General features: G+C 51.3%; 14 protein-coding genes. 3 read left to right on the plus strand and 11 right to left on the minus strand.

Features of this window, described 5'->3' with window-relative positions; genetic code table 11:
- Positions 1 to 1,270: 1,270 nt before the first annotated feature.
- Together DFP94_RS11895 and DFP94_RS11900 are read right to left on the minus strand one after the other, a co-directional pair.
- The gene (locus DFP94_RS11895) at positions 1,271 to 1,888 is read right to left on the minus strand and encodes a helix-turn-helix domain-containing protein (RefSeq protein WP_114496688.1); all 618 of its coding nucleotides are present in this window, start codon (positions 1,886 to 1,888) and stop codon (positions 1,271 to 1,273) included.
- Between the two features lie 231 nt (positions 1,889 to 2,119).
- A complete protein-coding gene (locus DFP94_RS11900) occupies positions 2,120 to 2,881 on the minus strand; it encodes an SDR family NAD(P)-dependent oxidoreductase (protein WP_114496825.1) in 762 nt (253 codons plus the stop codon).
- 249 nt (positions 2,882 to 3,130) lie between these two features.
- On the opposite strand from DFP94_RS11900, the gene DFP94_RS11905 reads away from it, so the two are divergent.
- Positions 3,131 to 3,646 carry a DUF6773 family protein gene (locus DFP94_RS11905; RefSeq protein WP_245954748.1) on the plus strand — a complete coding sequence of 172 codons (516 nt, stop codon included), beginning with the start codon at positions 3,131 to 3,133 and terminating at the stop codon, positions 3,644 to 3,646.
- Positions 3,647 to 3,669: 23 nt separating this feature from the next.
- Positions 3,670 to 3,864, plus strand: coding sequence for a helix-turn-helix transcriptional regulator (locus DFP94_RS11910; protein ID WP_114496827.1), 195 nt, complete (start codon positions 3,670 to 3,672; stop codon positions 3,862 to 3,864).
- Between the two features lie 45 nt (positions 3,865 to 3,909).
- Here the strand turns inward: DFP94_RS11910 and DFP94_RS11915 are convergent, their stop codons facing one another.
- Both DFP94_RS11915 and DFP94_RS11920 read right to left on the minus strand, forming a co-directional pair.
- The gene (locus tag DFP94_RS11915; protein WP_114496689.1) at positions 3,910 to 4,533 is read right to left on the minus strand and encodes an HAD family hydrolase; all 624 of its coding nucleotides are present in this window, start codon (positions 4,531 to 4,533) and stop codon (positions 3,910 to 3,912) included.
- A 77-nt stretch (positions 4,534 to 4,610) separates the two neighbouring features.
- Positions 4,611 to 5,561: a LacI family DNA-binding transcriptional regulator gene (locus DFP94_RS11920; RefSeq protein ID WP_114496690.1), complete on the minus strand. Its 951-nt coding sequence runs from the start codon at positions 5,559 to 5,561 to the stop codon at positions 4,611 to 4,613.
- Between the two features lie 891 nt (positions 5,562 to 6,452).
- Here DFP94_RS11920 and DFP94_RS25515 point away from each other — a divergent pair.
- Positions 6,453 to 6,611, plus strand: coding sequence for a hypothetical protein (locus DFP94_RS25515; protein ID WP_181873118.1), 159 nt, complete (start codon positions 6,453 to 6,455; stop codon positions 6,609 to 6,611).
- 76 nt (positions 6,612 to 6,687) lie between these two features.
- Here DFP94_RS25515 and pgmB read toward each other — a convergent pair whose 3' ends face one another.
- The 7 genes from pgmB to DFP94_RS11955 all read right to left on the minus strand — a co-directional run bounded on the left by pgmB (position 6,688) and on the right by DFP94_RS11955 (position 18,579).
- Complete coding sequence (pgmB, locus tag DFP94_RS11925; RefSeq protein WP_181873119.1) at positions 6,688 to 9,708, minus strand: beta-phosphoglucomutase; 3,021 nt, start codon at positions 9,706 to 9,708, stop codon at positions 6,688 to 6,690.
- A 51-nt stretch (positions 9,709 to 9,759) separates the two neighbouring features.
- Positions 9,760 to 10,854, minus strand: coding sequence for a carbohydrate ABC transporter permease (locus DFP94_RS11930; protein WP_114496691.1), 1,095 nt, complete (start codon positions 10,852 to 10,854; stop codon positions 9,760 to 9,762).
- On the minus strand, positions 10,854 to 11,936 hold the full coding sequence (locus DFP94_RS11935; protein ID WP_114496692.1) for a carbohydrate ABC transporter permease: 1,083 nt from the start codon (positions 11,934 to 11,936) through the stop codon (positions 10,854 to 10,856). Before DFP94_RS11935 ends, DFP94_RS11930 begins: the two co-directional genes overlap by 1 nt.
- Before the next feature lie 488 nt (positions 11,937 to 12,424).
- Positions 12,425 to 13,840 carry an ABC transporter substrate-binding protein gene (locus DFP94_RS11940; RefSeq protein ID WP_114496693.1) on the minus strand — a complete coding sequence of 472 codons (1,416 nt, stop codon included), beginning with the start codon at positions 13,838 to 13,840 and terminating at the stop codon, positions 12,425 to 12,427.
- Between the two features lie 329 nt (positions 13,841 to 14,169).
- Entirely contained in the window at positions 14,170 to 15,174 is a 1,005-nt protein-coding gene (locus DFP94_RS11945; protein WP_114496694.1) for a LacI family DNA-binding transcriptional regulator, read from the minus strand.
- 230 nt (positions 15,175 to 15,404) lie between these two features.
- Entirely contained in the window at positions 15,405 to 17,816 is a 2,412-nt protein-coding gene (locus DFP94_RS11950; protein WP_114496695.1) for an ABC transporter permease, read from the minus strand.
- A 4-nt stretch (positions 17,817 to 17,820) separates the two neighbouring features.
- The gene (locus tag DFP94_RS11955) at positions 17,821 to 18,579 is read right to left on the minus strand and encodes an ABC transporter ATP-binding protein (RefSeq protein ID WP_114496696.1); all 759 of its coding nucleotides are present in this window, start codon (positions 18,577 to 18,579) and stop codon (positions 17,821 to 17,823) included.
- Positions 18,580 to 18,664 lie beyond the last annotated feature (85 nt).

The raw sequence follows: 18,664 nt of genomic DNA on the forward strand, positions 1-18,664 counted from the left end.
AGTTTGCTAGGGCGTAAGCAATAATGTGCAAAACGAAGTTGCAGAGACGAACTTGGTAATGTGTTTGAACGAGGAAGGGGTCGGTAACGGGATAATATGCAAAATCTATAATATGCGGACATAACACAGCCCCATAAAATGGGGCTTTAGGGGCTGTAGGCTGCTTAAGTTCTTACTCGTTAACTCGTCGCGCCAACTATTCAGTTACTCTACACGGGCGTGAGACGGACGGAATATCGCATATTTCTAGCGGACACCAGAGACCTTAAATACGCCCAAATGGCAGTTTTCCAGCCAATTATGAGCGAAAAAAGGTCTCCTGTGTCCGTTAGCCGCTCAGAAGTCCAGATTTGCTTATTTTAACGGCTCCTGTGTCCGTTAGAATTCCCAACTGATGCGGGAACGTTTAGCAAGACAAAAAAAGTTGATTAGGAAACTAATCCTGGGGGAAACGTCGCAATTTGGCATGCAGAAAAGGGACACAGGCGGTGGTGTGCAAGCCAAAGTTTACGGGGCGAGTGTGGTAAGTTGCAATAACGAGTCTACTGTGACGTACGGGGGAAATCACAATGCGAATTCTACTGTGACCAACCTGGTGTTTTGCAGTTGCGGATCTACTGTAATGTACGGTGTATTTGTAGTAGCAAATCTACTGGGCAGAACACGGTAATTTGCATTAGTGGATCTACTGAGCCAAACGTGTAAACACAGGAACGAAGTTAGCAAGACGTGCAAGTACTCATTAGCAGCAGGGACAATAATATGCGGACAACAAAAAGTAGCCCCATAAGGAAAGGTACGGGCTTCTTCACCACTCATTGGGTTACTTCACGGGTACCGGGCAGACTACAGTAAGATCTAACGGACACCAGGGACGTTAAACTACCCGGAATGGCTCCCCACAAATTCTAACGGACACCAGAGACCTTAAATACGCCCAAATGGCAGTTTTCCAGCCAATTATGAGCGATTAAGGTCTCCTGTGTCCGTTAGCCGTTCAAAAGTACGGATTTGCCTCGTTTAACGGCTCCTGTGTCCGTTAGAGTTATTGCTGCGGCAAATGGTCGTAGGAACGCAACACACCGAAGGTTAAATGCATCCCAATTAAAACCTCAAAAGCATTGCGACAACATAAAGCTAAATACCGCAATAGCGAAACACTAAATACCGCCATAGCGAAACACTGAATACCGCGACAGCGAAATGCAAAGTGCCGCGACATCGCGATAAAGTAATAGCCCGCCTATGGCCTATTCCAGCAACTTTAACCTCAGCCTTCGCTTTCCAAAGGAAGTTTGGCATATTCCCCCATGGCCAGGGAAACGGCCTCCGTCCTTTTGTGGACGCCTAGTTTACTTAGCACATTGCGGATATGGGTGCGTACCGTGTTGTAGGTGATGCTCATCCCGGAAGCGATTTCTTCCGTCGAGTACCCCTGGCACATATACTTTAAAACCCGCATCTCACTGGGAGTCAGTCCGAAAGATGGCCTTACCCCCTGCACTCGCTCCAGCACCACATGAACCACCCGATCCGACAATTCCGATCCCCGGCTGATAAATACTGTTTTGGATACGGGAATGGCCCGGCTGCGGACATTCAAATAGACATGGCGCTTTCCCAGATAACTGCCCATCGTTTTGGCAGCCTGATGGATCGGGCAATCCTGATCGCAAACGCAGCGGCCCCGGGTATCGCAAAACAGGGAAAGTTCCCTGCACGGGATGCCGAGCGTTTTGGCGGCTCCGATCCCGGTCATCTGCTCCATCCCCCCGTTCCAAGCGAGAATGGTTCCCTTCGAATCGATTTCAAAAGCGGAATTCGACAATTTCTTGATCCAGACAACTGAGTCCCTGAGGTGTTCCTCTTGGCCGGCAGAGTTTATCATATTCTCACTCCTCGCGTTGATCCCGCTCTTTAACTATTTCGGACAGACCTGGCTTGGTTAAACCCTTTATTTGTTTCATGATAACAATTTTTTACTATATAAGGAAGGGGTGGAAAAAGAGGGATTCTGTCGAAAAATGCGCGTGCAGAGTCCGCAATCGAAAAAAGAACATTCAGCTCCCACCACATGCGGGAGCCAAAAGTTCTTTAGGATATATGTCAATTATATGAATCAGATCGCCGGCATCACGTTGCCGCCATTCACCGGAATATACGCTCCGGTAATAAAGCCCGCTAAATCCGACGCCAGAAAAGCAACCGCATTCGCGATATCCTGATCCTCGCCTCTGCGTTTTAAAGGTACTTGATTCACGTAAGAGGCATCATTCAGGTCGTCCGCGCCGCGATCTTTTTCGCTGATCGTCCATCCCGGAGCAACCTGATTCACGGTAATCTGATGCGCACCGACCTCTTTGGCCAGCACGCGATACAAGCCGTCCATTCCACGCTTGCCTGCCGTATAGGCGGATTGGTTGGGAAAGTTTTGCATCGCGCACTCGGTATTGATGCCGATCATCCGACCTCGGCCCTTTTCGATCATAGCCGGTATAAAAGCTTTGGCCAATAAGACATTCTGCATGACGCAGGACTCAAACTGGCTGACATAATCTTCCGGCGCCTGTTCCAGAACAGAAGTCCAGCCGTATTGTACGACGGCATTCGCGACCACGATATCGGGATCGCCAAGCTGCTCACGAATCTGCTCCTTCATACTCTCGATCTGCTCTTTTTTCGTGATATCGCCTTGGACGATCATGGCTTGTCCCCCGGCTTCTTCGATCTCCTGGAGCAGTTCACGTGCTTTGGCTGCATTACTCATATAATGGATGGCTACTTTCGCTCCGCACTGAGCCAACGTCCGGGTCATGACCCTGCCAAGCTGCCCTGTGGCTCCGGTAACCAGCGCGATTTTCCCCGTTAAATCGATATTCAACATCATTGCAATGGTCTCCTCTCAATCCTGTAGATGGGACAGGTTTATAAATGCTGCGTTATTTAAATTCTGCAAAAAGGGCTTCAATCCCTGCACCAAAGCCACCCACCTCCATTTTATTCATCACATTTTGTAATTTATAATAACTATTTTGCAATATATATATTGCATTTTGATGATTATATTATTACAATCAAATAGTAAGCTCACTTAAAAAGGATTCTCTTTCACTAGAAAGGAGTTTTAAAGATGATGAAGTGGTTTGGTAAAAACAGGCTCGACGATGAGCGCATTCTCCACCTTAAGAACAAGATTTTTAGAGAGGCCTTCATTCTGATCATGGTTATATGTAATTTTTCCTTACTTTTGAAATTACTTGTGTTCCGGAGCGATCTGGAGTCCGTTATAACCGAGCTTGTGATCGTAACGGCGGCCAGCCTGTATTACAGCATCCGAACCGTAACGCTCGGGATCTATTCAGAACAGATAGAAGCCCATGACAGCCGGAGTAAAGTACCGTATAGTCGCAAAAACATTTTGTCCGGTCTCGGCACGGGCATGGCGATCTCCTTATTCTTTGGCATCCGTAGTGCGATTCTGTATGGAGACGGCCAATTTTCGACGCAGGCCTGGTATTTCTTTATTGTCTTTGCCGTCTCACTCATGATCTATCTGCCGTTCTTTATCGGAATTCTTGCCGTCACTCATTCTCTAGCCAACAAGGCAAGCAAGAAAGTTTCCGATGATGACTTGCTGGATTCTTGAAGAAAGGGGCCGGAAAATATCGCATGAAAAATCTTAAATTAAAAATGGCCCGGGTAGAAAAGGATCTGTCCCAGGATGAATTGGCCCAGCTTGTGGGCGTGTCCCGACAAACGATCGGACTCATCGAACTTGGCAAGTACAACCCGTCGCTCAGTTTATGCATCGCTATTTGCAAGGCGTTGTCCCGAACGCTCAACGATCTGTTTTGGGAAGACTGAAATCTCCGGGTTTTATCTTCCCTTGTGAGGAAAATTTATAAACATTTACAATTGCAACAATTCCAGAAGTTCCTCAGGACGCGATAATTTGTATCGGGCCGGAATGATTTCGTGATTTTTGCAGCCCCACAGGGCAAGGGCAAAATCGACTCCCGCATCTCTGGCGCATTCAAAATCATAAATCGTGTCGCCGATATAAATGGAGCTTTGGGGGTCCGAACCCGAAATCTCCAGGTATTTTAACAGGGGCTCCGGGTGGGGCTTGTGTTTTTCGGTATTCTCTGCAATGACCTTATAGGTTAAATACTCCATCAGCCCGAACGGCATAAAGTCATCCTTCAATTCCTCGCCCGTTTTTGAGGTGACTATTCCCTGCTTGAGTTTTCTTCGTTTTAGCGTTTGTAGAACTTGGGAAATTCCGTCAAATACGCTCACGGTGGAATAGAATTCCTTCATGTACTCATTCCACCGGTCATTGGCTTCTTCAACATTTTGAATGCCTAACTGGGGTAGCGCCACAGCTCCTGGGATACCGAGCACAAAAGTTAAATCCCGCTTCTCCATCGCCATCCCGTAATCGGTGTTCAGCATTTTTTGCAGCGATCCCAGAACGGCACGTTCCGTATCGATCAATGTGCCGTCTACATCATAAATAATGGATGTGTACATTTATTTTCAACCTCCCGTTACTGGCATGCCTTAGAACCGATTCCAGCATAAAAGATGAAATGGATTTCAGGTCAACCCTAAATCGAGGAGCGAAGGATCAGTTTATAGGGCGTTTCCACCTTTGCTTTGGATTTGGCCATGGCCAGGTCAAAAGCTTGTTCTCCTACCTTCACCAGTTGATGGTCCAGGGAGGACAGATCAAGCCCGACACCGACCGGCTGATTCTCCTGCCCGATGATGACCAGGTCTGCCGGAATATCCAGTCCAACCGATTTGGCATACTTGAAAATGCCTCCGGCAACCTCGTCCCCGTTCGCATACACCGCCGTTGGTCTCGGATCCAGGCTCAGCAGCCGCTGCCCAGCCGCATATCCGTCCTCAAAACGAAAACAATCGGACTGTTGGTAAGCCCGATCCAACTTGCCGAACACGTTCTCATAAGCCGCTATCGTTTGGCGGGTACTGGTGCTTTCGGTTCCACGAGCCGTGGTAAAGGCGATGTTCCGGTGCCCCTTATCTTTTAACAATTGAAAAACTTCAAGATAAGAGGCATACCGGTCCATATAAGAGCACCCGATTTCCGGATGTCCCGTATATTCGCAAGAAATGACCGATCCGTACTCCGTAAAAGGAAGGATGTCTTCCCAAGGATTGGCCCGCGACGTGATAATGATCGCGTCCAACAATTTATTTTTCAGCATAAATAGGTGTTCGATTTCCTTATCGGGATTGTATTTGGTAGGCAGTACAATGATCGCATAATCCTTCTCTACGGACCGGTTAAGTACCCCGTGCAGAAGTTGATCGAATGCCTGATTGTTCGTATACGGAATAATGACCCCGATCTTCTTCGTCTCTCCGCGAATTAAATCGACCGCATTCCGGTTGGGCGTGTAGTTCATTTCATCAATGATCTTCTGAACCGCGGCTCGTTTTTCTTCAGACACATATTTATGATGATTCAGCACACGGGATACGGTCGATACGGACACGCCGGCCAGCCTGGCGATTTCGTTGATATTTGCCATACGGTTGTTCTCCCCACTCGCATATTTGTACTTCCATCGCTAAACCTAGTATACCTTAACCTGACGCTCCGCTTGAATAGGGCTAGGATTTGCTTTCCGGCCAGCGACATTGTTGGTGCGAGCGGCTACTGGTTTTTAAGGTGCGTCGAGTGGAGTAAATATGATTCGGGAGGGCATTGGGGCGAGGGCCTGCCGGTTGGTTAGTGCGTAGGATGGATGGAATGTGGGGGGTTGCGAGTAACTGGGATGTTGGAGGAAGGTTGAGCCGAGAACGTCAGTTGGTTAAGTGCGTGGGATGGATGGAATGTGGGGGTTGCGAGTAACTGGGATGTTGGAGGAAGGTTGAGCCGAGAACAACCAGTTGGTTAAGTGCGTGGGATGGATGGAATGTGGGGGTTGCGAGTAACTGGGATGTTGGAGGAAGGTTGAGCCGAGAACAACCGGTTGGTTAGTGCGTGGGATGGATGGAATGTGGGGGTTGCGAGTAACTGGAATGTTGGAGGAAGGTTGAGCCGAGAACAACCAGTTGGTTAAGTGCGTGGGATGGATGGAATGTGGGGGTTGCGAGTAACTGGTAGGTGAGGAGACGTTCACTTGAGGGGTTTCTGAAAAATGGAAAGTTTCATCGCGCTACTGAAATGTTGTAGCGTAATAGCTCCTTCTGCCCAAAACAGGGATTGCAAAAAATAACTGGATAACCTGCAGTTAATTAAGACTTCGGAGCCTTCCTCGAGCAATTAACTGGAAAAACTACAGTTAATTCGGAAGAATTTGTCCTGTAGTCGCAAGACAAACATAAATAACTGGAGGATTTCCAGTTATTTCTTCCAAAATGTATATTTAGGGCAAATTAGCTAGAGGTTTTCCAGTTAATTCTTTCGCGAGCCGAAAATGACGCGGAAAACACGACCAAAGGCCGCTTCGTCCGACATGCGGTCGGCGGACGAAGCGGCCTTTGAGTTATGGCGGTGCGATACGGGCCGATTGCTGCCGCCAAGAGACCTCGCGGCCAGCAGCCCTCCCGGGGCTCGGGGAGCGCTGCGCTGCTGATATGGCCGAAGCCAGGCGGCCACCGGCTCGCGCGCCGCACAAGCAGCGCGGCTCCGGGCACCGCCCGTGAGGGCCGCTAGCGGAACAGCGCCAGCAGGCGTTCCGCGCTAAGCTCGGCGGTCGACGCGAGCAGCAAGTCGGTCCCGCTGAGCCGGTCGGCGCTTCCGATGCCGACCGCCTTCATCCCGGCGGCGTTGATCGCCGCGATGCCTGCGGCCGCGTCTTCGACGCCGACGCAGTTCTCCGGCGGCACGCCGAGCAGTTCAGCCGCCCGGAGAAATATCTCCGGGTCCGGCTTGCCCTTGGTGACGCCGGCGGGGTCAGCCACCGCTTGGAACCAGGAGCCGGCGTCCAGCCGCTCCAGGATCAGCGGGGCGTTGTGGCTGGCCGACGCCAGCCCGGCGGCGATCCCCCGCTCGCACAGCGCGGTCAGCAGCTCGCGGATGCCCGGCAGCAGATCGCCGGGTGTCAGCTGACCGATCAGCCGCCGGTAACGGTCGTTCTTCCGCGCAGCGAGGTCCTCTTTTTCCGCGGCGGTCCAGGAACGACCGCTCTTCTCCAGCAGGATGTCCAGCGACTCGCTCCGGCTCACTCCCTTTAGCCGTTCATTAACATTCCGGTCAAAGGGAATGCCCAGTTCGTCGGCAAGCTCCTTCCAGGCAAGATAATGATACTCCGCCGTGTCCGTAATCACGCCGTCCAGGTCGAAAACCACCGCTTCCAGCCGTGCAGCCAGTGAAATCGCAACTTTCTTTCCCGGTGGCAGATGGAGCAGCTCCCCCTTGTGACGGATCGTAAATGCCTCGCCCTCAAGCAGCGTGTATCCAACTTCATCTCTCCCGATACAAACCTCCAGCAATCTGCCGCGGTTCGTCACTTTGAACCGGCAGCTCTCCCACTGCGGCGGCAGTGAAGGCGAGAATGAAAGCATGCCGTCCCCGAACAATCGCAGACCGCCGAAGCCGTTCACGACCGACATCCATGAACCCGCCATCGCGGCGGTATGAAGACCGTCTTTTACATTCTTATTGACGTCGTCCAAATCCATCCTTACCGTCCGGTTAAAATAATTGTACGCCCCCTCCAAATCGCCGATCTCCGCAGACACGATGCTGTGGATGCAGGGCGATAAGGATGAATCATGCGTAGTCAACGGCTCGTAATATCGGTAATTCCGGATTTTTTCAGCTAAGGAGAACCGATCTCCGAGCAAAAACGTCGCCATCACAAAATCAGCCTGCTTCAGCACCTGATGGCGGTAAATAACGAGCGGGTGGTAATGCAGCAGCAGCGGATACTTATCCGCAGGCGTGCCTGCAAAGTCCCATTTTTTCTTCGACAAAAAGGTATCATCCTGCGCATAAATCCCCAGTTCGACGTCAAACGGAATAAACATAAGGTCGGCCGCTCTCTTCCAATCCGTTACCTCAGTCTCCGTGAGCCCGATTTCCCGCTGCAGACGGCCGTAATGCTCCGGAAAACTCTTTTGCAGCAGACTCACCGTTTCGCAGGCATACTTCAACTGTTCACGGACCATCAGGTTCGTATAGGCGTTGTTATTGACGATGGCCGTGTACTCGTCCGGTCCGGTTACGGCATCGATGCAGAACGCCCCGCCTCGGGCCGGGTTGAAATGTCCGAGATCAGCCCAGAACCGGGACGTCTCGAACAGAATTTCCGCGCCTTTCTCCGCGAGGAACATCACATCTCCCGTAGCCAGCACATATTGCCTGATTCCGTAAGCAATATCGGCATTGATATGCGCCTGCGCCGTTCCCGCCGGGAAGTAGGCCGAATTCTCCTCACCTGCGATGGTCCGCCAAGGATACAGCGCTCCTTTCTGCGACATCTCCGCCGCGCGTTCCCGCGCTTTGTCCAGCGTCGCATAGCGGAACTCCAGCAATGCCCGGGCAATCTCCGGCTGGGTAAACGTAAAGAAAGGCAGCATGTACATTTCCGTGTCCCAAAAATAATGCCCCTCGTAACCTTCGCCGGTCAGCCCCTTAGCCCCGATATTCGTAACGCCGTCACGTCCCACCGACTGCAGCAGACCGAAGGCATTGAACCGCATTCCCTGCTGAAGCGCCGGATCGCCCTGAATCTCCACATCCCCCCGGCTCCAGAACCGCTCCAAATACGAACGCTGTTCAGCGGCCAGCGCTTCGAAGCCCCGTTCCTCCGCTTCCGCCAGCACCTCCGTATTGCGGGCAGTGAGTTCCTCCTCCGGATAGTCCCTGGAAGTATGGTAGGCAATAAACTTGGTAAGACGCGCCGTCTCCCCGCTTTCCAGCGGAAACACATACTGGATCCCTTTACGGGGGCCGTCCGCGATTCTTTTATCCTCTACTTCTCCCGGAGCTTCCAGGGAGTGCCGTATTCCCGTCACCAGAGCAAATCCGGTATGCCGCGTCCGGTGCTTCATCCAACACCCGGCGGCATCCCTTCCGCTCTCTTCCAACAGCAGGCTGGGCTCCAAGCGGCGCGCTCCCACTCTCGGATCGCCCTGAGAACCTCCTTCCGGTCCGGCGACCTCCCCGTTAATCATCGAGATCAACCGCACTTCTCCATCAAAATTAAGCGCTGTAACCTCATAAGAGAACGAAGCAAGGTGCTTGCGTTCCAAAGACACTAGGCGCCGGATTTGGATCCTTACCCGGTGACCGGCTGGCGATTCCCATTCCACCAGCCGATGCAGCAGTCCGCCTTTCATATCCAGCTCCCTACTATGCTTGTGGACGGTTCCGCTCTGCAAGCTGAAGGAATATCCTTCAATCTCAAGCCGGACGATTTTGGCGTCCGGCACATTCAGCATCGCGTGGTTACGGGCCGGATATCCGTACGCGCCTTCCGGATAATGGATCGGCTCCGAATCATAAAATCCGTTCAAGTAGTTTCCGGTAACCGATGTGCCCTCCGTTCCATGGTACCCTTCTTCAAAATTGCCGCGCAGCCCGATATAGCCGTTCCCGAGCGCGAAAACGCTCTCGTTTCTCTGATGATTTTTCTCGGAATAACTCTCTTCCCGGATACGCCACGCTTCGTAAGGATACAAAGCTTCCGGATGCGTGCCCTGCTCCATCTTAATCTTGGTTTTCATCGATATGAGGCTCCTCCCGAAACGAAACTGGTTTCTGAAAAGACAGCAAAATCAGCCCTTCACCGAACCGCCCATCAGCCCTCTGACAAAGTATTTTTGCAGCAGGAAAAAGATCGCGAGCGGCATCAGCATCGAAATAAACGCGGCCGAGGTCAGCAAGTGCCAGTCATTGCCGCGCGAGCCGACGAGATCGGCAATTTTCATCGACATGACCTGCACGCCGGGCTGGTTCCCGATAAAAATGAGCGAAACGAGATAGTCGTTCCACACCCACAGGAATTGAAAAATGCCAATGGAAGCTAGCGCCGGTACAGACAGCGGTAAAATCAGCCTCGAGAAAATCGTGAAATGGCTCGCCCCGTCTATAAAAGCCGATTCGAACAAATCCTTTGGCAGTTGGCTGATGAAGTTATACATAAAATAGATCACGAGCGGTAGGCCGAAGGCTGTGTGTGCCAGCCAGATTCCGAGGTAACTCCCGTTTAGGCCCAGGGAAGTATAATCCTTGAGTACCGGAATCAACGCCACCTGCAACGGAATGACAAGCATGGCGATAATGACGACGAACAGCGTCTTCCTGCCGGGGAAACGGAGCCATGCAAATGCGTAAGCGGCAAAAGAAGATATCAGGACCGGAATCACCGTGGCAGGGACCGCGATCGTCAGTGTGTTCCAGAACGCCTGGGACAAGCCACTGCCTTTTTGCACCGTTTCGCTGCCGTCGGCATTTTTCAGTTTATACTCTTTCCCGGAAAGCACATTTTTGTAATTGTCCAGCGTCAGCGCCGGCTTGAATTCCCAGCCCTGCTCCATCACGCTTAGCGTACGGGCTCTGCGGTTCTCCCACATCAGGCGGTCGCCGTCTACGGTCACCCCCGATTTCAGTTGATCATCGGAGAACGTTTTGCCGGCCACTTCGATCGGCTGCCGCAAATCCGTTTCTTTGGACAACTGGATGCTCTCGCCGGATTTCTTCCATTCCTGATGGGGGAACACGTTCCACCAGCCGGTTTGAAGAATGTCCGCCGCAGGCCGGAAGGAAGAAATAAACAAGCCAAGGGTAGGAATCAGCCAAAGCAGGCAAATGAAACCAAGGACGAGATTGACGACGGTTTTGCTTCCTTTTCTCTTTTTTCTGCCGACCATTAAAATCCCCCCTGCTTGCGGAACTGACGCAAATTAATGATGATCACCGGCAAGACGGCAATGAGTAACACGATCGCCAGGGTCGAACCGTACCCGAAGTTGCGGTACATGAAAAACTGCCGGTAAAACTGCGTAGCTACGACTTCCGTATCGTATTGACCGCCTGTCATAACCATGACGACGTCAAATATTTTCAGCGTAAAGACGATAATCGTTGTGGTTACCGTAAGAATTGTCGCGGAGATATAAGGAATCATGATGCCGAAAAAGATTTTCACTTCCCCCGCCCCGTCCACGCGCGCCGCCTCCAAAATATCCTCGGGAACACCCTTAATGGCGGCGGAGAAAATCACCATGGCAAAACCGGTTTGCATCCAGATCAGTATGAGAATGAGAAAAAAGTTGTTCCATGGCTGGATCATACTGGTCCAGGCCTGCGGTTCGCCCCCGAAAAAGGTAACGATCGCATTGAGCAACCCTATTTGCTCATCACCAGGCTGGTAGTAGTAGACAAACTTCCAGATCACCCCGGCGGCCACGAAGGAAATGGCCATCGGCATGAAAATGATCGATTTAGCCAGTTTTTCGAAGCTGCTACGGTCCGCCAATATCGCGATGAGCAAACCAAGACCTACGCAGGCGAGGGTCCCGACGAACACCCACAACAAATTGTTTCGTAGCGCAATGCCCATCAATCGGTCGCTGAAGATAGCGGCGTAATTCGCCAGACCGACGAATTTTTCCGAGGATGCATTGAAAAAACTCAGGTAAAGCGTACGTAGAGCGGGTAAAACCAGCAGCCAGCCTAGCAAGATCGCCCCCGGACCGATGAAAATATACGGCAGAACTTTTCGGCGCACCCGCTCGGGGTATTGTTCGGCCGCGAAATTCAGCGTATAGTACAGCAGATACACGCCCAGTACGCCCCAAATGACCGCCAGCACGGCCGTCACCAGCGGGTTCAACGTCGAATCGCGGAAAAACATAAAGATCGCGCCATGAACCACGAGATTGCCCAAAAGGATAACGACCGACAATAGCACGGCTTTCAGGCTAATTCCCTGCTTCGCTTGTGCACTCATAATGGCTCCTCCTTAAAGTTTTGCGGAGCAAAACTGACTTCGTAAACATGTGCTTAGTTTGCGGAGCAAACTACTTCGTAAACATTCGCCAAGTTTGTTGGCTTCGATGAAAAAAGAGGGGCCTACTCACGGTTAAGTCAGCCCCTCTCCGATTCCGGTGCCTTTCGGCAGGCACTTCCATTCCCCTATCAGCTCAAACCTAACGGACACCAGGGCCGCTATCGGATCAAAAAAAGCGCTTTTACAAATCTAACGGACATACGGGCCCTTAACTCACTCCATTGACCCGAAAATATACCTTCAATATGCATTTAAGGGCTGTCATGTCCGTTAGAATTCGAAATGCTGTGATTTCGGCGTTTTAACGTCCGTGGTGTCCGTTAGCTGTTGATCGCGCCTATTATTGAGCTATCAAGCGTAATCAGTGTGCTATCAAGTGTAATCAGTGAGCTATCGAGCACATTCAGCAGGTTTTCGAGCGTGATCGGTTAGTTGTTCCAGCCCGCCTGGATCTGTTCCAGCGCCTTATCCAAAGTTGCCGTTCCGCTCACATAGTCCGTCATGCCTTTCCAGAACGTCCCTGCGCCGACTTGGCCCGGCATCAGGTCCGATCCGTCGAAGCGCAGCGTGGAAGCTTCCTGAACGAGCTTCGCCATGCGGCGGTCGGATTCCGAGCTGTACCAGTCCAACGCTGCGTCGTTCATCGGCGCGATGACGCCGCCGGATTGCACCCAGGTCTTGATCGATTCGCCGGTTGTAAAGAATTCCATCACCGCGCGCACTTCCGGCCGGTCGTTGAACATCGCGTAAATGTCGCCCGCGACAAGTACCGGTTTGCCGTACTGCTCATCGATCGGCGGCAGATAGAACCAGTCATAGTCCACGTCTACTTTGGCCGTTTCCGGGAAGAAGCTTGTGATAAAGTTGCCTTGACGGTGGAACCAGGATTTCGGCGGATTATCGAACATCGGTGCAGGAGCGTCGCCGAAAGCGGTCGTTACGATCGATTTGGTACCTCCGTATACATAGTCCTTGTTCAACCAGATCTCGGACATCACTTCCACCGCATGTTTCACTTCAGGAGAGGTAAAAGAAAGCTCCCCTTTCACCCATTTGTCGTAATTTTCAGGCGACGTGGTGCGGAGCATAATATCTTCCACCCAGTCGGTAGCAGCCCAGCCCGTGGCGGCTCCGCTTTCGATGCCGATATTCCAGGCCGCGTCCCCGTCCTTGGCGATTTGCTCGGTCAGGGCCATCAATTCGTCCCAGGTTTCGGGCACTTCGTAACCGGCTTCCTCAAATTGCTTTTTCGGATACCACACCAAGCTCTTCACATTGCTGCGGTTCCAAATGCCGGCCATGATTTTGCCGTCTTTGCCGTCCATCGTCCCCATATCCAGCCAGCTTTGATTGTAGTTGGCTTTCAATTTCTCCTGATCCAAAATCGTGGTCAGGTCGATGACTTTGCCGGTCTTGGCAATCGAAGCGAGCAACCCCGGCTGCGGAAAGTCCGCGATATCTGGTGCATTGCCGCCGTCAACACGAATATTGATCGTAGCTTCAAACTCCTTGGAGCCTTCATATTGAATATCAATGCCTGTTTTCTCTTCAAATTCTTTAATGCTATTTTCGAACTTCACCTGGTCGGCATCCACAAACGGACCGAACATTGTGACCTTGGTACCTTTATATTCGCCCTTCATTGCCAAATCCAGCGGGGAACCGCCGCCTTCGCCACCGTTATTCGCTCCGCCCTGATCGTTGCCCGAAACCTCCTTATTGGTCGGAGCGGGCGGCTCGTTTTTTGAGGCGCTATTTCCGCCTCCGCAGGCGCTGAGCACCATCGTGAATGAAAGACAAAGTACGAGCAGCAGTGACCATTTGCGTCCAGAAGTCTTGTTCATCTTTTCAACATCCCCTTTGATTTTTTAGAATCAGTTCAAATTTTACAGTCTTCCTCTGAGGGTCTTGTTTGTCCCGGCAATGCTAGGGCGAATCACCTCCTTGGCAAACTTGCAAAGCTTTTCAAATCACAAAACAGGCGTATATCATCAACAAAAACAGTCAATTGCTAGCCACTAATCCCTTGAACGCCCTCCTGCCACATACTATGTATGCGTTTGCAAAGCGGTCTATTCCTAAAAGCTTCTACGCGCTTCCACCGGTATGTAACATTGATCCGGCATCTTTGTGAAAAGCTTTTCAAACTTTGCGGAAAAGAAATGAGCGACTCTCATCTTTCCCTGGTGGATTCCCTTACGATCAGTTTATGCCGCATCTTTTCCCGGGTGACATTCACGCTTCCCGTCGTAACCAGTTCATGCAGCTGTTCCGCGGAACGGTAGCCCAATTCGTAAATCGGCTGGGCAATCGTCGTGAGCTTCGGAATAAACATGCCGGCCATGCGGATATTATCGAAGCCGACAACGGACACTTGTCCGGGTACCAGCACATTACGGTCCTTCAGATACGAGATCGTTCCCATAGCAAACTCGTCAGCGACGCAGAACACGGCGGTGGTATCCGGATATTGGGAAAAAAGCTCGTGGGACGCTTCATATGCATGTTCAAACCGGTGACTCGCATATTTGACCTTCTCGAGGTTGTGCCCCAAACCGAATTCCCTAAGCGCTCTGGCAAACCCTTCGCAGCGGGGCGGTCCCGAAATCGAATTCGCATGGTTGAAGCCGATCATTCCGATCTGCTTGTGGCCTAGCTCAATTAAAAACTTGACCGCATCGTAAGCAGCGGCTTCGTCGTCAACCTCGACGCTGGGAATGTCGTAATCGTCGGAATGCGATGACACCATCACGAACGGAATCCGGCAGCCCACCAGCTTGTCGTAGTATTCGGGAAACAGCATATCGCTGGCTAACACGATACCGTCCACCTGCTTTTCATGGAAAGCATCGATATAAGACAACAGCCGCTCCGAGTCCCGGTCCGTATTACAAATCATGAGACCGTATCCCAACTTGATACAGGCATCTTGCATCCCCCGGATCATGCCGGCGTAATACATGTTTTCAATGTCCGGAACGAGCAAGCCGAGCGTATAAGACTTTCGATATATGAGGCCCCGCGCAAAAGAGTTTGGCTGATACTGCAGCTCCTCAATCGCATCGAGCACTCTCAGACGCTTGCTCTCCACTACGGTTTCCGGCGCATTCATCACGCGGGATACCGTGCTGATGGAGACTCCTGCCATCTTGGCAACATCCCGAATCGTTGGTTTCATTCTCTCTACTTCCTTTTTTGAAAAGCTTTTCAAATGCAGTATAGCAAACCTGTTTTTAAATAACAAGCATTTTTTCGAAGCGCTTACATAACAGTGAGTATCTAAAACTTTCTCAGAAATTTTATAGTGCAAAAGAAGCCCCCATTACCATTACCGGAGGTTCCCCAATTACGGATAACCGCCAGTACGGCGATGGAGGCTCATGCATTTATTACAAGCTTCAGATCTTTTTATTCCGCCGCCAAATCCCTGGCGGAAGAGGTGACTACAATTCTTGATGACAGCCACGATCCCAGCAGGGCTACTATTACGCTCACGAGAGCAACAACGACAATTCCTCCACCATTCAACAGAAGCGGGAGCCGGACAAGGCCGTAGGAGATCAGAATTTGCTCAAGCAGCCGAGGAAGCAGATATATGCCGCATACTGAGCCAATAAATGCTCCGATCAGTGAAAGGACCCCAATCCCCAGACTGACAGCGGCTCTGATTTTACGGGAAGTCATGCCGAGCGATTTGTAAATTCCGTAAGTTTTGCTCTCTTTTCTGATTTGAATCCGGCAGAAACTATAAATGATCAGAAAGGTGACCAGACAAAACAGCAGTCCCATAAAGCCCATTGGAGCGATCAAAACAACCTCCGCCTCTTTGTAAACCGAATCCAGTAGCGTCTGTTGGGTCACGGCCGACAACGAGTCGCCATACTTCCGGTTCAGGTCCTGCACGATTTCGTCGGCTTGTAACTTATCGTACAGATTTAGATAACCCATCTCCATTTCACGGTAATCCGGTCGGTAACTTCTCACCGCATCCGCGGTTACTCTAGCGGAATACGACATATTGGAGATCGCTTGGTACACCCCGCTCACCGTAAGCGTGAGCTTGCGTCCTTCCAGATAGATCTCGACCACATCCCCCGGTGCTTTCCCCAGCGTTCTTGCAACGTTGACGCCCAACGCAATCTCGTTCCCGTTGCGCGGGTTATGCCCCTGAATTGTTGCAAAGCCGAACTCCTCATATCCGCCTTCCAATACGCCGACGTAAACGTTCAGCGATGGGGAATGGTCCTCCTTCGTCTCTGAGGCCTCCAACGGAAACACCCCTGTCATATCGTCGTTCCAGCCGACCGACTTCACTCTGGAGTCCGACTTCATATCCGCTTCGAAACGCTCCCCGGAGAATGCGGCTTGATTAAACACCGTAACTACGGCAGGCGCAGCGTCATATCCCCACAAAGCTGAGGTCCGTCCGATGTTAATAATGCTATACAGAAGGACAAACCCTAATACAAGCACGGCTGAACTAACGGTCGTCAGCAGCAGCATCACCGCGGCTGCCTTTCGGTTGCCGCTTAAATTCCGCAGCGCAATTACGCCGGTCACCGGTATTCTCCCGAAACTGAGTCGGGAGTTGTTGTTCCGGGGATTCAGGCGCCTTGCCATCCGGCTGTATTCTGCTTCGGACATACCGTACCGGATTGCCTGGACCGGTTGTACCTTCCGGGCCTTCCCGGCGTATAACCATACGCTGATCAGGACAAGCAGGAAAATAAAGCAACCGACAACCCATCCCAGGGACAATCCTTGTACTTGTAATAAATCATCCCCCGTTTTCAAATACTGCAGCGATCTGCTCACAATGCCGACAGCCAGCAGCCTGCTGATCAAAACTCCGGGTATAACGGCCGCCAAAGCAACCAGGCCATATTGCAGCACGTAAGCCGCTACAGTTTGTTTCGAAGTTAGACCCAGTGAACGAACAATGCCGATCGTCCGATAATGGGTCATAATCGCCTCCGAAACGGTAAATGCGACCGTAAACAAAGCTACGAGCATCATAACCGATCCGAGAAATATCATGATAAATCCAATGACCTTATTAATAATCAGGTAAAAAGAGGATAGTTCTTCGAATTCGCTTTTGGTTTCCAGATAGGGGGTACCGAGGTAGGATTCGAACCGTTCCCAGATCACCGGACTTTGACTGTAATTCTCATATCTCAGCCCCATCATATATTGGTCGCTCCCCGGCAGAGAAGCCAGTTCCCGGTCGTAATCTTCGCTGTTCATCCAAATCCGGGCATTTATCGTGAACGGCGAACCAAAAGCCAGGTCAACCACGATACCCGACACCGACAATTCGAAGCTACGGCTGCCTGACTGAAAGGTCAAGGTATCTCCCTCTGTAATGCCGTGAGTGTAGGCCAAGGAGGTGGGTATCCATATCGTTCCCTTGGCGGGAGTCAGCGTTTCGGTACCTTGGGCAAAAATCAATTTATCCACATTAGCGGGTTGCTCCGGCGTATCCATCATAAACATATAGAGATTGGAAATCTCTTGTCCGCTATAGGTTAATCCGTCCAGATTACGGAACGGAATCAGACCGGTTGCTTGAACATCGGGCTGCTCTTCCCACCACTTCTGAACCACCTGGGGATTGTGCAGCTCATCCCCCATCGTTAATATTTGATGGGCGCCGGCGGTCTTTTGATGCATATCGGTATATAGGTTCCCCGTGTTGGCGAAAACAAGGGCCGCCGTCGTCAATAGCAGCGTGGACAGCATAATGAGCAAGGCAATCAGTCCGTTTTGAATTTTCCTCTTCCGTAAGTAGGAGCGGCAAATGATCCAGATCGGCTTCATACGCTCACCCCTTTCCGGAAACGAGGGAAAAGATGACGGACTCTCTGGTTTGCATATCCCGTTCATCGAATTTACCGAATTCGAGCACTCCGCCGACTTGCCCGTCCCGGATGAATATAAGCCGGTCAGCGCGGCAAGCCGCTTGAATATCGTGCGTGACCATGACGACCGATTGTCCCTTCCGGTTCAATTCCGTCAAAATGTTCAGCACAGCGACGCCATGTTCATAATTCAGGCTCCCTGTCGGTTCGTCCGCAAAAACCACTTCCGGAGCATTGATCAACGCCCTTGCAATCGCCGCCCGCTGCTGCTGTCCCCCCGAGGTCTGGAAAGGCAGGCGGCCCCGCAAATCTCCGATGCCCATCGCGCTCATGAGAGTCTCCGCCTTGCCCTTTACTTCTTTTGGGAGATTTCCCGAGATATGTCCCGGCAGAGTTATGTTCTCGAACAAGGTTAAATCCGGGACCAAATTGATGCTCTGATAAATGTAGCCGATTCTTTTGGCGCGAAAATCCGCCATTTTCTTCTCATTAAATACATCGATCCGCTCTCCGCGGAAGTGAACCTCCCCCGCCGTCACGGTATCAAGACCGCTGAGCATGTACAGCAGCGTGGACTTCCCGGATCCGGAATTTCCCATGATTACCGTAAAGTCACCTTCGTAAATCTCCAGGCTTAAATTTCGGATGGCATGGAACTGTTCGCTCCCGGCGGAATAAGTTTTGCATAAATTCACAGCTTCTATAATCGCTTGCTTCTTCAAAGGACACCCTCCCCAAACCTGCTGCGAACAGCTGCTATTTCGTGGTTATACAACCATTGTAGAGGGCATTTCTTACCATCCTCTT

The organism is Fontibacillus phaseoli (genome assembly GCF_003337355.1).
GTDB classification, from domain to species: Bacteria; Bacillota; Bacilli; order Paenibacillales; family Paenibacillaceae; genus Fontibacillus; species Fontibacillus phaseoli.

Excerpts from the sequence above, each read along its gene's own strand:
- DFP94_RS11950 (WP_114496695.1), bottom strand. The coding sequence starts at position 17,816 with ATGAAGCCGATCTGGATCATTTGCCGCTCCTACTTACGGAAGAGGAAA.
- DFP94_RS11915 (WP_114496689.1), bottom strand. The coding sequence starts at position 4,533 with ATGTACACATCCATTATTTATGATGTAGACGGCACATTGATCGATACG.
- DFP94_RS11930 (WP_114496691.1), bottom strand. The coding sequence starts at position 10,854 with ATGGTCGGCAGAAAAAAGAGAAAAGGAAGCAAAACCGTCGTCAATCTC.
- DFP94_RS11945 (WP_114496694.1), bottom strand. The coding sequence starts at position 15,174 with ATGAAACCAACGATTCGGGATGTTGCCAAGATGGCAGGAGTCTCCATC.
- DFP94_RS11935 (WP_114496692.1), bottom strand. The coding sequence starts at position 11,936 with ATGAGTGCACAAGCGAAGCAGGGAATTAGCCTGAAAGCCGTGCTATTG.
- DFP94_RS11895 (WP_114496688.1), bottom strand. The coding sequence starts at position 1,888 with ATGATAAACTCTGCCGGCCAAGAGGAACACCTCAGGGACTCAGTTGTC.
- DFP94_RS11940 (WP_114496693.1), bottom strand. The coding sequence starts at position 13,840 with ATGAACAAGACTTCTGGACGCAAATGGTCACTGCTGCTCGTACTTTGT.
- DFP94_RS11920 (WP_114496690.1), bottom strand. The coding sequence starts at position 5,561 with ATGGCAAATATCAACGAAATCGCCAGGCTGGCCGGCGTGTCCGTATCG.
- pgmB (WP_181873119.1), bottom strand. The coding sequence starts at position 9,708 with ATGAAAACCAAGATTAAGATGGAGCAGGGCACGCATCCGGAAGCTTTG.
- DFP94_RS11905 (WP_245954748.1), top strand. The coding sequence starts at position 3,131 with ATGATGAAGTGGTTTGGTAAAAACAGGCTCGACGATGAGCGCATTCTC.
- DFP94_RS25515 (WP_181873118.1), top strand. The coding sequence starts at position 6,453 with ATGACGCGGAAAACACGACCAAAGGCCGCTTCGTCCGACATGCGGTCG.
- DFP94_RS11910 (WP_114496827.1), top strand. The coding sequence starts at position 3,670 with ATGAAAAATCTTAAATTAAAAATGGCCCGGGTAGAAAAGGATCTGTCC.